This window comes from Mucilaginibacter terrae, from assembly GCF_031951985.1.
In the GTDB taxonomy this organism is placed as follows: Bacteria; Bacteroidota; Bacteroidia; order Sphingobacteriales; family Sphingobacteriaceae; genus Mucilaginibacter; species Mucilaginibacter terrae_A.
In genome coordinates, this window is the sequence record NZ_JAVLVU010000001.1 from 2,728,468 (window position 1) to 2,742,478 (window position 14,011).

Annotated in this window: 9 protein-coding genes; 6 read left to right on the top strand and 3 right to left on the bottom strand. The window is 44.1% G+C overall.

Annotation, left to right across the window (positions count from 1 at the left end; all coding sequences use genetic code 11):
• Nucleotides 1-62 precede the first annotated feature (62 nt).
• The 3 genes from QE417_RS11520 to QE417_RS11530 form a co-directional block, all read right to left on the bottom strand.
• Nucleotides 63-1,397, bottom strand: a complete 1,335-nt coding sequence (locus QE417_RS11520; RefSeq protein ID WP_311950051.1) for a TolC family protein — start codon at nucleotides 1,395-1,397, stop codon at nucleotides 63-65.
• A gap of 9 nt (nucleotides 1,398-1,406) precedes the next feature.
• Nucleotides 1,407-4,526, bottom strand: a complete 3,120-nt coding sequence (locus tag QE417_RS11525) for an efflux RND transporter permease subunit (protein ID WP_311950053.1) — start codon at nucleotides 4,524-4,526, stop codon at nucleotides 1,407-1,409.
• A 68-nt stretch (nucleotides 4,527-4,594) separates the two neighbouring features.
• Nucleotides 4,595-5,710: an efflux RND transporter periplasmic adaptor subunit gene (locus QE417_RS11530; RefSeq protein WP_311950055.1), complete on the bottom strand. Its 1,116-nt coding sequence runs from the start codon at nucleotides 5,708-5,710 to the stop codon at nucleotides 4,595-4,597.
• A 217-nt stretch (nucleotides 5,711-5,927) separates the two neighbouring features.
• Between QE417_RS11530 and QE417_RS11535 the strand changes: the two genes are divergently transcribed.
• The 6 genes from QE417_RS11535 to QE417_RS11560 all read left to right on the top strand — a co-directional run bounded on the left by QE417_RS11535 (nucleotide 5,928) and on the right by QE417_RS11560 (nucleotide 13,699).
• Nucleotides 5,928-7,736 carry a M61 family metallopeptidase gene (locus QE417_RS11535; RefSeq protein ID WP_311950056.1) on the top strand — a complete coding sequence of 603 codons (1,809 nt, stop codon included), beginning with the start codon at nucleotides 5,928-5,930 and terminating at the stop codon, nucleotides 7,734-7,736.
• Nucleotides 7,737-7,810: 74 nt separating this feature from the next.
• Nucleotides 7,811-7,993 (top strand): hypothetical protein, encoded by a 183-nt coding sequence (locus tag QE417_RS11540; RefSeq protein WP_311950059.1) that lies wholly within the window; start codon nucleotides 7,811-7,813, stop codon nucleotides 7,991-7,993.
• A gap of 239 nt (nucleotides 7,994-8,232) precedes the next feature.
• Nucleotides 8,233-9,018 carry a hypothetical protein gene (locus QE417_RS11545; RefSeq protein ID WP_311950061.1) on the top strand — a complete coding sequence of 262 codons (786 nt, stop codon included), beginning with the start codon at nucleotides 8,233-8,235 and terminating at the stop codon, nucleotides 9,016-9,018.
• Nucleotides 9,019-9,176: 158 nt separating this feature from the next.
• A complete protein-coding gene (locus tag QE417_RS11550) occupies nucleotides 9,177-10,454 on the top strand; it encodes an MFS transporter (RefSeq protein WP_311950063.1) in 1,278 nt (425 codons plus the stop codon).
• Nucleotides 10,455-10,731: 277 nt separating this feature from the next.
• Nucleotides 10,732-11,337 carry a hypothetical protein gene (locus tag QE417_RS11555; protein WP_311950065.1) on the top strand — a complete coding sequence of 202 codons (606 nt, stop codon included), beginning with the start codon at nucleotides 10,732-10,734 and terminating at the stop codon, nucleotides 11,335-11,337.
• A gap of 214 nt (nucleotides 11,338-11,551) precedes the next feature.
• On the top strand, nucleotides 11,552-13,699 hold the full coding sequence (locus QE417_RS11560) for a carboxy terminal-processing peptidase (protein ID WP_311950067.1): 2,148 nt from the start codon (nucleotides 11,552-11,554) through the stop codon (nucleotides 13,697-13,699).
• Nucleotides 13,700-14,011 lie beyond the last annotated feature (312 nt).

Sequence of the window (14,011 nt, forward strand, 5' to 3'; positions counted from 1 at the left end):
CTATACATCACATTCAAATTTAGGTTTTTAACTTCAAATAAAAAATAGCTGTTAAACTAAATTTATTGTATGTTAATGTTGCCTGTAATTTGTTTCAGGGTGGTTTCGGCAGCCTTTACCTGGTATTCGGCATCATAAAATACGCCGGTAGCATTTAAATAATTACGTTGTGCTTCGCGAATTTCTAATGGTGTGATAGTACCTATGCGGTATTTTTCTAATGATATTTCTAAGCTTTTACGGGCCAGCTCCACATTGGCCTGCCCTACCCTGATCAGTTCCAGCCCCGACAGGTAGGCGCTGTACAGCTGCCCAATTTGCGCCTCCAGATTAGTGCGTGCGCGCTCTATACTAATTTTCGAACTCTCTATTTGCAATTTGGCATTACGTTCGCGCCGCCACTGATTAAAGCCATCAAATATGTTGATGCTTGCCGTTAAGCCATAGTTTAACCCACGTGAGTTTTGCACCCGGGCAAAACCTGCCGGGTTTTTACTATTGCTCCAGGTATAACCGGTATTAACCGCAATTTGCGGGTAACGGGTTGATTTTACCTGCCTGAGATTAATTTCAGAAAGGCGCTGTTCTATGTTAGCCAGTAACAACGTTGGGTTTTGCGATTGTGCCTCATTAATAATGTTGCCCAGCATAAGTTTTTGGTCAACTATAATGGTATCGGCCACATTAAACTCAGTTTGCGGGTTACGGGCCAGTATACGGTTTAGTTCTACCTTACTGGCTTTAAAGGTTTGCTGCTGACTGATCAGGGTTGCCGTATCGGTATTTAACGCCACCTGGGCATTGTATACATCTAAACGAGCCACGGCACCTGCATTGAAACGATCGGTTGAGTAGCGTATTTGCTTGCGTGATATATCAATAACACCCTGCAAAGCTTTTATTTGCTTTTGCTGGTTTACCAGGTCATAATACGTGATGATGATATTGGCAACCGTGCGCTGTATGGTATCGCGCAGGCGGGTTTGCGCCAGTTGGTCTTGCTGCTTAAACTGATCGTACGTGGCAAACATGTTAAAGCCATCAAAAATAGTCCAGTTAAGGTTTGCCCCGTAGTTAGTACCGGTATTGTTGGCATTATTAATACGGTTTACGGTATTATCGCTACGGGTTTGCGTGGTGGTTTGTATACTGTTACTTTGGGTAAAGGTACCGGCCACACTGGGCAACATACCTGCATTGCCAATGGTTACGTTGTTTTTGGCTATGGCTGTTGAGTTTTTCGATAGCTTAATATCGTAATTATTTTGCAGGGCAACTTCCAACGCTTCTTTAAGCGTAAGCTGTGCAACATTGGGCACCTTGGTTTCCTGAGCTTTTACTCCTGTAACTGCCGCAAGCAAACCTATTATAAGGCATGTGAATTTATTTATTTTCATTAGGGCAGCTTACAGGTTTTCAATTAGTAAAGGTTCTTTGTGTACTTCTTCGTCAGGTTCCTTATCCGGATCGCGACGGGTTTTAGATGCCAGCAATACGTACATCATTGGTATAACATACAGCGTTAGTATGAGCGAGAACATCATACCGCCCATAATTACAATGCCTAATGATACCCGGCTTTTTGCACCTGCACCCAAGGCCAATGCAATAGGCACGGCACCCAATACCACGGCCAAACTGGTCATTAATATAGGGCGTAAACGTGCAGTAGCGGCCTCCACAACGGCTTCGTATTTAGGTAAGCCTTGCTCCATACGCTGATTAGCAAACTCTACAATGAGGATACCGTTTTTGGTAACGAGGCCCACAAGCGTAATCATACCAATCTCACTGAATATATTAAGTGTTTGCCCGAAGAACCACAGCGACACAAACGCACCGGCAATTGCCAGCGGTACGGTTAGCATTACAATTACCGGGTCCATAAAGCTTTCGAATTGTGCGGCCAATACTAAGTAGATCAACAACAAAGCAAAACCGAATGCAAACAGGATATTTGATGAACTTTCGGCGTAATCGCGCGATGGCCCACTCAGTGCCGAACTGAAACTTGGGTCGAGCATTTTGTTGGCTATGCGCTGCATTTCGTCAATGCCATCGCCAATGGTGTACCCCTCGGCCAAACCGGCCTGCACCGTGGCCGATTTATAACGGTTAAAGTGATATATAGATGGCGGCGCCGAACTTTCTTCCACCTTAACCACGTTGTCCAGCTGTACCAGCGTGCCTTTTGTGCTACGCACATAAACCGATTTCAGGTCGAGCGGCTGATCGCGGTTGGCGCGGTCAACCTGGGCTATTACCTGATATTGCTTGCCGCTCATCAAAAAGTAATCTAACCGGCCGGCACTATAATACAGTTGCAGCGTGGCCGATATATCGGCTACCGATACACCCAAATCGCGGGCACGGTCGCGGTCGGTGGTTATGCGCAGCTCGGGTTTGGTAAATTTCAGGTTAACGTCTGAACTGGAGAATACCGGGCTTTTGCTCACCTCGGTAAAAAACTCGGGCAGCACCTTGCGTATCTTCTCAAAATCCTGGTTCTGGATAACGAATTGTACCGGCAACGAGGTACGGGCACCGCTACCACCACCGCTTATGGTTTGCTCCTGCACCACCAGCGCACGGGCATCAGGGAAACGTTTGAGTTTGCCGTTGAGCCAATCGGCAATTTCCGCCTGGGTACGGGTACGCTCATTGGGTGGCACCAAACCTAAACGGCCAAAGCCCGAGTTGGTAGAGGCGCTACCGCCAAAACCGGGCGATACGATCTCAATATTAATTTTAGCTTCAGGGATGGAATCTTCAACCAATTGGGCAACTTTGTCCATATACTTGGTCATGTACTCGTAGTTGGCTCCCTCTGATCCTGTTACGGTGTAGCGCAGCAAGCTACGGTCATCCAAGGGGGCAAGTTCAGACGGAATGGCTTTAACCAACACGCCAATCAATACCACCGATACCACCAAAATAACCACCGATACCCATTTATGCTTCATGAACGATACCAGCGTTTCGGTATAAGCTTTATTCATGCGCACGAAGAACGGTTCGGTACGTTCGTAAAATTTAGATTTTTTATGATTTTTACGCACCAAAACCACGTTAAGCATAGGGGTTAACGATAATGACACAAATGCCGAAATTAACACCGCACCGGCTACCACAACTGCAAACTCGCGGAACAAACGCCCTGTAAACCCTTGCAAAAACACAATAGGCAAAAACACCGCCGCCAGCGTTACCGAGGTTGATATTACGGCAAAGAAAATCTCGGCCGAACCCTCGAACGCGGCCTTGCGTATGGGCATACCCTCCTCTACCTTTTTGTAGATGTTCTCCGTTACCACAATACCATCATCCACCACCAAACCGGTTGCCAGTACAATGCCCAGCAGGGTTAATATATTAATGGAGAAACCGCAGATGTACATGATAAAGAACGCGCCGATCAATGATACCGGAATATCAATTAGCGGGCGGAAGGCGATGAGCCAGTCGCGGAAGAAGAGGTAAATAATAATTACCACCAGGATGAACGAGATGATCAGCGTTTCTTCCACCTCCTCGATGGATTGGTTGATGAAACGGGTATTATCCAACGCCACCTGGAGTTTAATATCGGGCGGAAGGTCTTTTTCAACCTGTTTTAAACGGATATAAAAATCTTTGGCTATTTGTACGTAGTTGGCACCCGGCTGCGGCACAATGGCCAAACCCACCTGTGGTACCAATGATTCTTTAAAAGCGGTTTCCTCGTTGGCCGAACCTAAAACAGCGTAACCAATATCGCTCAAACGTATAACCCGGTTACTATCGGCACGAATGATGAGGTTATTAAAATCTTTTTCGGTAACGAGTTTGCCCAGCGCACGCACGGTAACCTCGGTGCTGTTGCCCGATATTTTACCGGCCGGCAACTCCACGTTTTCGCGGGCAAGGGCATCGCGTATATCGGTTGAGGCCAGGTTTAAGGCCGAAAGCTTGTTAGGATCGATCCACAGGCGCATGGCGTACTGGCGCTGCCCCTGTAGGTTAATCTGGCTTACACCGGGTATGGTTTGCAGGGCTTCTTGCAGCACGTTTTCGGCATAATCGTTTACCTGGGTTATGTTACGGGTATTGCTGCTTACGGTTAGGGTAATAATATTATCGGCGTTGGCATCGGCCTTACTCACTACCGGCGGGGCATTAATATCCTGCGGTAGCTGGCGCTGCGCTTGCGACACCTTATCGCGCACGTCGTTAGCGGCGGTTTCCAGATCGGCATCGAGGTTAAACTCCACCGTAATGTTGCTCGAACCTACCGAACTGGTTGATGAGATATTACGGATGCCCTGTACACCGTTAATGGCTTTTTCGAGCGGTTCGGTTATCTGCGATTCAATTACATCGGCATTGGCGCCCGAATAACTGGTGCTTACGCTGATGATAGGCGGATCGACCGAAGGAAAATCGCGCACGCCCAAAAACTTGTAACCAATTACGCCGAATACCACGATAATAACCGACATTACCGTGGCCAATACCGGCCGTTTTATACTGACTGAGGATAAACTCATGTATGCTTTTTATTTTATTGTAGAGACCTGATTTTTCATGTCTCTGTATATAATTTCCAGAAGATAGGTTACTTAATAACCTTCACAATTTTCAAAGGCACTTTAGGCCTCATTTGTATTATGCCCGAAACAATCAGGCTATCGCCAGGTTTTAGACCTTCAATGATCTCGATCTGGGTATCGGTGCGCACATCGGTTTTAACCGGGCGGGCGTAAGCCGTATCGTTACGTGCAATAAATACTTTACTTGATTTTAGATCGGGAACCACACACTGCGTAGGCACCATAATAGTGCGAGTGCTTTGCTCCAGCACCATGCTAATTTTGGCAAAGCCGCCAGCCGTAATTTCATTATCAGCGTTGGCAGCGCGGGCACGTACGGTAACCGTGCGCGATACGGCATCCACTTCAGGGTCGATAGCGTAAACCGTGGCGCTAAAGTTTTTGCGCGAGCTGGCAATAGTGAAATTAATTTTTGTACCGGCTTTTACCAGCGACCGGTAACGCTCAGGCACCGAAAAAGTAACCTTCATGGGATTAGTGCTTACCAGTGTGGCAATAGCCGTTTGCGGGGTTAAATATCCACCCGGACTAATACTACGCAAACCAATAACCCCACTAAACGGTGCTTTAACCACGGTGCGGGCAATTTGTGCGCGTATGCCATCGGCCTGGGCCTTTAAGGTATTGTATGATGATAAGGAAGTATCATACTCCTGTTTGCTAACGGCTTCTTTTTGCAGGAGTACACGGTTGCGGTACTCACCCTCCTTGGCCAGAGCTATCTGGTATTCGGTTTGTTTAAGGTTAGCCTGCAAATCGGCATCATAAACGCGTACCAGTACCTGGCCTTTGGTTACGTGGCTGCCCTCGCTAAAGTAAATTCCGATTACGTTACCTGCTGTTTGGCTGGTAAGGCTTACCCGCTCATTAGGGTCAACCGTGCCGGTTACATTAATGGTGTTGTTAAAAACGGTGTCTTTAACAATTTGCACAACCACGGGTACAGGGCCGCCTTTGCCCTTGCCACCCTTGGCATCTTTACCTCCCTTGTCGCCTTTTCCGCCTGCGGCACCGGCCGATGGACCTCCGCCCTCTTTTGTTGCATCGCCATGAAGCCGGTTGTAAGTAAGGTAGCCGATAATAAGCGCTATGGCTATATAAACGATGTATCTGGTCTTCATGAAATATTATTTGCCTATGGTGTGTTTGTAAATTGTACCCGGTAAGGGCTATAAATTTATAATTATATTGCTTAAAGTGAGTGTAACAAATTAACTGTTAACCAACAGGCAAAATAATGCGATATTATAATTGAGCAGGGTATGTATCAACCATTTTACAACCTTACACCTTGCATATAAAGGCTGCTTACCCGGTAAAAAAAATTATTTTAGCGCCATGAAAAAGTGGCACTTACATATTATTGCATTATTTTATTTATTACTCATGAGCAGTACCAGTGAGGCAGCAGGTGCGCTGCAAATATCTTATACCGTTAGTTTCCCCGAGGCGCAGGCGCATTATGCCGATATTGAAATGGACATTAAAGGCATTGCCCAAAGCAAGCTGAACCTGAAAATGCCTGTTTGGACTCCCGGCTCGTACCTCGTGCGCGAGTTTGCCAAAAACGTAGAATCGTTTTCGGTACAAAGCGGCGGCAAGCAAATCGGTGTAACCAAGGTGCGCAAAAACATATGGCAGTTAAATACCCAGGGCGTAACCTCGGTGAAGGTGAAATACCGCTTTTATGCTTTCGAAATATCGGTGCGTACCGCGTTTATTGATGTTACGCACGCGTTCCTTTCTACATCGGGCATGTTCTTTCACCCCGAAGGCGGCCTTAACCTGCCATCAACCATCAAAATCATTCCTTACAAAAACTGGAATAAGGTATCAACCAGTTTAGAGATGGTGGGTAACGATCCGTTCACGGTAAAAGCTCCTAACTACGATATTTTATACGATTCGCCTATCGAGGTAGGCACGCAAGATACATTTGGCTTTAAAGTAGGCAACACCAATTACGAGGTGTGCATGTACGGCGGCGGCAATTACGATAAGGAACGCCTCACCAAAGACATGACCAAAGTTATTGAGGAAGAAGCAGCCATTTTTGGCGAAAACCCTAACAAGCGTTACGTATTCATCGTGCATAACTATGCCAAAGGCGGTGGTGGTTTGGAGCACCTGAGCTCTACGGTTTTAGGTGCTTCGCGCGATGGATATGCTAAGGAATCTACCTACGAAGGTTTCTTAGGACTGGTTGCCCACGAGCATTTTCACCTGTGGAATGTGAAGCGTTTACGCCCTATAGCCTTAGGTCCGTTTGATTATGATAACGAGAACTACACCACCAACCTGTGGATTGCCGAAGGTTTTACCGCTTATTATGATAATTTAACCGTGCGCCGTACCAACCTTTTCCCAGTGCAAAATTACCTTACCGCTTTAGCGGGCGATTTTGGCACTGTGGACAACACCCCCGGCACCAAGGTGCAGCCGCTGTCGCAATCGAGCTACGACGCCTGGATAAAGGCTTACCGCCCTGATGAAAACTCTATCAATACCGGCATATCGTACTATAACAAAGGCGCTATTGTGGGCATGATGATGGATCTGGAAATTATTAACGCTACGCAAGGCAAGCAATCGTTGGATGATGTGATGCGTTATATGTACATTGAGTACTACAAGGTTAAAAAACGTGGTTATACCGATGCCGAGTTTAAAGCTGCGTTTGAAAAATTCAGCGGTAAAAAGCTGGACGATTTTTACGCCAAGTACATTAACGGTACCGATGCCATGGATTACAACAAATACCTGGCTTATGCCGGCTACCACTTGTTTGATGATTATGAAGGCAAAAGCATAGCCGACTTAGGTATACGCATGACCCCGCCGGCCAACCCGGCCGGACGTTTGAAAATTGCAGGCGTACTGCGCGGTACTGCCGCCTGGAATGATGGTCTTAACGTGAACGACGAATTGGTAAGTATTGACGGCGTACCTGCAAGCGACCCAAAAACGTTGCTGAAAGACAAGCAGGTGGGCGATAAACTGAACATTGTAGTAATGCGCGACGGCCGTGAACTTACCATACCGGTAACCCTGCTGCAAACCACGCAAAAGAAATACCGTATTGAAAGCCGAACCGATTTAACACCACAACAACAGGTAGTACGCAAAAAATGGCTTAATTTAAATTAATCAAAAAATAGCGATAACTATTTTCAAAAAGCTTACGTACAAAACCGTAAGTAACTTGAAAACAGGAGGTCGTTATGATGAAGATATTATTTTTTTTAACAGCAGTATTATGTTTAGCCGGATGGGGTGTTTGTGTGTTTGTATATAACGCTACCGATTTAATACACTCCCTTTTGGCCTTTGCCGCCATATTTATAGTAATGGGTATAATGGGCAGCGAACAACACGGCCCGGTATCAAACCCGGAGTTGTTTTAAGCGTGAGTGTTTTTGATTTAATTAAGTAGTTTTTTAGATAAGTGAGGCGGGCGGTGCATTAATTGTACCGCCCGTTTTTTTATTGGAATAATCAGATATAATTAAGTTGTACGAAGTTTATAACTTCGTACTAATATGTGGGTAGTCTCCAGACTACCGGGCAATGACTTATATGAGGCCGCTTAGACATAAAGTCTTTAGTTTTTATTGATGTCAATTGGCTATATTCGTTATCATATATGGAGCCTTTTATCCAACTCTTAAAATCCATTGAAATACACGATGAAGTTATTGCTTCCTCTACTTCAATAGATAACACAACAAAAATTGGATTACTTGAGATGTCGGGTTATATCAAAGATTTTCTAATTGCTAATTCCTCAAAAAGGAAATTAAAATCACACGAAATTAATTCTTTAAAAAACGAACTTTTCATTTATTGGAATGAATCGATAAGTGAGGATGTTGAACAATTTTGGATAAAGCTGAAGCAATTATCAATTCCTTTTGAGAGAAAAGACCCACTCAAATATGCTTTGATCAACAATAAATTCAGAAGAGTGGACCAGGGCATGGGAGCGAGAAATTGCTGGACGGCTATAAAGGAAATGAATTCTATAACTGAACGGTTTACCAAATCTGAAATTGCGCAAATAGACCAAATAATATCAGATGATGAGAAAAACAGGTTAAGTATATTGAGTAAGGCCCTTGCAAAAAAAAGAATCTTATCAAGCCAATATTTAAAATTTGGGGAATGCATGGCATATTTTGAAAGCTGCAAACTATTATCGTTTACTTCAACGAAAATGAAAAAAATGAGCTTTTTCGAATATGGAAAGATTATAAATCTGAAATTCGAGCCATGCAGGTCTTATTTCAGCCCAAGTAATCCCAAGACTACTCGTATAGTGATTCGAAGTCGGGAGACTTCGAATAGAGAATTGACTCCTAATCACCCCTTCAAATCATCCCTCCCAAAAAACTTTCACAGCCTAAGGCTGTTATTGTCACCATCCTTTTAATAAATGAAGTAACTGGCGCAGCTTTAACACCCACCACAGGCTGGAACGTAACAACAGCACGTCACTTTAGCATGTGCCTACCCATTTTTTAAATTCTCAGTATCTTGCGCCTTTTCGTATTATAATAAAATGCGGATGATGTAAGTTATTTAAATTCGATGCAGTCAAATACTCCGTTACAACAAACTCCACAAAGCAACATCAACGTATATTCTATTGCCTGGGTAATAGGCTTGCTGTTTTACTTTGTAGAATACGCAGTAAGGTCTTCGCCTTCTGTTATGATTCCTGAGTTATCGGCTTTTTTTAATTTAAGTACGGTTAAAATTGGCTCATTAATAGGCACATACTATTACACCTACTCTATTACCAGCTTAATTGCCGGTATAGCGTTAGATAAGGCTGGAGCTAAATACACCGTTTCGGTAGGTATAGCTATATTGGGTTTGGGCTGTATGTTGTTTGCGTTATCAAACGTATTTACCGGTAATGTTGCGCGTATGTTACAGGGTGCAGGCTCTGCATTTGCTTTTCCGGCCTGTGTATATTTAGCAGCCAAAGGATTTTCTTCCAAGTCATTGGCTACAGCTATTGGGTTTACACAGTGTTTAGGCATGTTAGGTGGTACGGCAGGACAATCGTTAGTTGGGCCGTTAATTGCAGGCGGGCTTTCATTACCTGTATATTGGTTTAGTGTGGGCGCAATATCGCTGGTATTGTGTGTAGCAATCTACCTCATCACACCTTTAGAAAAACCTGTTGCGGGAGATGCGCCCATTCAAAAAAGCAATTGGATACAGCCTTACAAAATAGTTTTTGGTAACGTGCAATCGTATCTATGCGGATTAGTCTCGGGCCTGTTATTTGCGCCAACCACCGTATTTATTATGATATGGGGTATCTTGTTCTTTCAGCACGACCGCTCCTTTAGCTTTGAGCAGGCTACACACATCAGTTCTATGGTTCCGCTTGGATGGGTGGTAGGCTGTCCGCTACTGGGTTGGTTAACCGATGTACTGGGCAAACGCAAACCTGTTATCATAAGCGGTTGCATGGTGATGATACTGAGCATTGCTCAATTGCTTTATTTGCCTGCTATGGTAAATGCACAGGTAAGTATGTTTATGATGGGCGTAGGTTCGGGCGCTGCCATGATACCCTATTCCATTATTAAAGAAGTTAACCCCGATAACGTAAAAGGGAGCGCCACCGGTGCTATCAACTTTATTACATTTGGTGTTATCTCGTTATTAGGGCCTTTATTTGGCAGCTTGTTTGGAAAAACATTAACTACTACAAATAATCATACCGCACATTTCCAGTCGGCCGGATTGTTTTTAATAGGAGGCATTTTGCTGGCCTTGATTATAAGCCTGTTTTTAAAAGAAACAGGCCGTAAAAGCAAATTAGCTGCGCCTGTTGTATCTGTATTGTAGATAGGTGTTGTTTTCCTATTATTTATGGCGTAGATCTATTAATCGCAATGTCCGAAGACTTTATTTACTCGCCACTGCAACCATTCTACCCCAAATACGTATAAAAACACACTAAGCAGGCAACGCCTATCATCCTCACAATCATCACAATAGCATCGTTTTAAATTTTATATTTATAAAAGTATTTGCGTAAATTACACTCCAAATACTTTTAGCTTACTCAATTAAAGGTAAATTTGCTTACTAATTAATTTTAATTAAAACCCAATACGTATAGATGAGAAGATTATTACTGGTTTTATTTTGTACTGTTAGTTTTACGGCTTCGGCACAGTGGTGGGCGGTTGGTCCGTTAAAAAAGTATCAGCGTTTTCCAGCCATTGTGCAGGTTAAGCAGGCACCCTTTAAAATAAACACTCAACTTAATGCTGCTAAAGTAACACGCGTAAACATTGCCCAAAGCTTTTATTGCTTAACTATAAACGAGCGCACGGTAATGAAAACTGCCCAGCATCAAATGCGTTTCAGGGAGTATGCCGATGCCAGCTACAGCTTTGCCGAACTGGCCAAAATATACATTCAGCAAAATAAACTATCAGAAGCTAAATGGTTCTTTTTGCAAAGCAACAACCTATCGCGCCAGCAAAATAACGACCGCCTCACCATAGCTAACCTACGCGAATTGGCCAACATTAAATCAACCATAGGCGATTTTGCCCTTGCCCAGCAAGATTTAACCGAAGCGCACGACATGGCCAGCGCTCATAACTGGCAGGATGATGTACTGCTGGTTAAAAAATGCCAGGACGATTTACAGCGCAGCAAGTTAGCTGCCATAAAAACCGAAGCTGGTATGCCCGGCGCTACCCGCAGCACATTGTAACAATCAGATGTGTATACTTTCCCTGGATACTATTTTTGTAGCTATTACGTAAAATATGTAACAACGTATAAAACATTGAGTCATAATATTACATTTGTATACATAGAGACAGCTAAATTGCTGTCTCTTTTTTATTTACTTTAACAATTGTATAATACAGGCACTAATATTGATGTTTTATAATTCAGTTACCGATTTAAAAACCATAAAGGAAATGTTTAAAAAGTTATATACGTTCCTGGTGTTGGGCGCAACGCTGGCATGCCAGGCATCTACCACGGGGCCTATTGCCAAAGTAGATGGCTCCACCAACCTTGCACCCGATCAGCAGCAAACCGTAGTGGCTAAAGAAGTAGCCAATATGATTACCAGTTACAACTACAAAAAAGTTGCCCTAAACGATTCCCTTTCTGGTTTAATTTACGACCGCTACTTAAAATCGTTAGACCAAAACCATAACTACCTGCTGGCTGACGATATTAAAGACTTTGCCAAGTTTAAAACCGTGTTTGACGATGACCTGAAAACCGGCAACCTCAACAATGCCTTCTACATTTTTAACGTGTATCAAAAACGTTATCTGGAGCGTATGAACTATTCGCTGGCGCAGATCGATAAAAGCTTTGACTACACCCAAAACGAAACTTTTACTTACGACCGCGAAAAACAACCTTGGGTAGCCAACGAAACCGAGATGAACAAGCTGTGGAGCCAGCGCGTAAAATACGATTTGTTGAACCTGAAACTGGCCAGCGCCGATGTAAATAAAAACAAAGACAACCTGCGTAAACGCTACCAGGCCTTAATATCTCAAGCCAAAAAGCTGTCGAACCAGGACGTTTTCCAGATATTTATGGATGCCTTTACCGAATCGGTAGACCCGCATACCAATTATTTTAACCCGGCAAATGCGGCCAATTTCAATATCGAAATGTCGCGCTCGTTAGAAGGCATTGGCGCAACCCTCGCCAGCGAAAACGAGTATGTAACCATTAAAAGTGTTGTAGCCGGTGGCCCTGCCGATAAAAGCCACCAGATCAATATTGACGACCGCATTGTGGCCGTTGCCCAAGCTACCGATGGTGAGTACCAGGACGTGGTAGGCTGGCGTTTAGAAAATGCCATTGCACTTATTCGTGGTAAAAAAGGCACTACCGTGCGTTTAAAAATACTGCCTAAAGGTGTATCAACCTCGGCAAAACCACGTATAGTTGAAATGGTGCGCGAAAAAATTGTGTTGAAAGACCAGTTAGCCAAAAAAGAAATACGCACGTATAACTCAAACGGTAAAACTTTTAAAATAGGCATTATTAACGTACCGGCATTTTATATTGACTTTAATGCCTACCGCGCTAAAGACCCTAATTACCAAAGCACCACCCGCGACGTAAAACTCATTTTAGATACCCTTAAACGCGAAAACGTTGACGGTGTAATTCTTGATTTGCGCCAAAACGGTGGAGGTTCGTTAATTGAAGCTATTGAACTTACCGGCTTGTTTATTAAAAATGGCCCCGTAGTACAGGTGCGCGATACCCGCAACCGTGTTGAAGTTGATGAAGATGAAGACCCATCAGTAACCTATGCAGGGCCGCTTGCCGTAATGACCGATCGTTTCAGCGCATCAGCATCTGAAATTTTTGCAGGAGCCATACAAGATTATGGCCGTGGTATTGTGATAGGAAGCCAAACCTATGGTAAAGGTACAGTACAAAGTGCCATTGAGCTGGATAAGGTGATTAACCCATCCATCAAAGAAATGCTCAACTCGCTTACCAAAAAAGCAAACGGTACCGGTGCCGAATCTAAATTTGGTCAGTTAAACTTAACTATGGCCAAGTTCTATCGCATCAGTGGCAGCTCTACCCAGCATAAAGGCGTTGTGCCTGATATTGCCTTCCCATCGGTTATTCCTATGAATAAATATGGAGAAGATACCGAGCCATCGGCCTTACCGTTCGACGTAATTAACAAAAGCAATTACACCAAAGTGGGCGATTTTAGCACCGTAATTCCGGAGTTAACCAAAATGCACCAGGATCGTATGGGTAAAAGCAACAGCTACAAATATTTGCTTGAAGATATTGCCGATTACAAAAAGCGTGATGCCGAAACCAGCGTATCGCTAAACGAGCAGGAACTGAAAAAACAGCGCGATGCCGAGGAGCAAAAAAGCTTTGAACGCAACAACCTGCGCCGCGCTGCACTGAACCTGCCGCCGCTTAAAAAAGGCCAGGTTCGCCCTAAAAACGAAGATCTCGACTTCCTGAAAATGGAAGCCGGCCAAATACTTACCGATTACATTAACCTAAGCAAGGATGCCCGCTACACCAACAACGTAGCAACGCCGGTACAGCCGTAAGCTTAAGTAACATACCAACAAAAACGCCCGTTTACAAACGGGCGTTTTTTGTTTACGGGCCAAGCCTAAAAGTAACTACTTTATTTTCTACTAAATCTCCCCAACCATTGTTAGGTAAGAGGCTTGGTCATCTATTCATTAACCTACCCGGCAAACAAATTTAGCAACCGGGTACTGACATGAAACACTACATTGAACAACACGGAAAAACGAGGGCTTTCCGGGTAATTTCGCGTTTTCAGAAGAAAAAACTGGGGCAGCACAAGGGCTTTCGGCTGGGGCAAACTAACTACGCCCAAACCTGTTGTAAAT

What these genes read in the sequence shown, in the direction of transcription:
- QE417_RS11530 (WP_311950055.1), bottom strand. Translation starts at nt 5,710, where the DNA reads ATGAAGACCAGATACATCGTTTATATAGCCATAGCGCTTATTATCGGC.
- QE417_RS11540 (WP_311950059.1), top strand. Translation starts at nt 7,811, where the DNA reads ATGATGAAGATATTATTTTTTTTAACAGCAGTATTATGTTTAGCCGGA.
- QE417_RS11520 (WP_311950051.1), bottom strand. Translation starts at nt 1,397, where the DNA reads ATGAAAATAAATAAATTCACATGCCTTATAATAGGTTTGCTTGCGGCA.
- QE417_RS11525 (WP_311950053.1), bottom strand. Translation starts at nt 4,526, where the DNA reads ATGAGTTTATCCTCAGTCAGTATAAAACGGCCGGTATTGGCCACGGTA.
- QE417_RS11550 (WP_311950063.1), top strand. Translation starts at nt 9,177, where the DNA reads ATGCAGTCAAATACTCCGTTACAACAAACTCCACAAAGCAACATCAAC.
- QE417_RS11555 (WP_311950065.1), top strand. Translation starts at nt 10,732, where the DNA reads ATGAGAAGATTATTACTGGTTTTATTTTGTACTGTTAGTTTTACGGCT.
- QE417_RS11560 (WP_311950067.1), top strand. Translation starts at nt 11,552, where the DNA reads ATGTTTAAAAAGTTATATACGTTCCTGGTGTTGGGCGCAACGCTGGCA.
- QE417_RS11535 (WP_311950056.1), top strand. Translation starts at nt 5,928, where the DNA reads ATGAAAAAGTGGCACTTACATATTATTGCATTATTTTATTTATTACTC.
- QE417_RS11545 (WP_311950061.1), top strand. Translation starts at nt 8,233, where the DNA reads ATGGAGCCTTTTATCCAACTCTTAAAATCCATTGAAATACACGATGAA.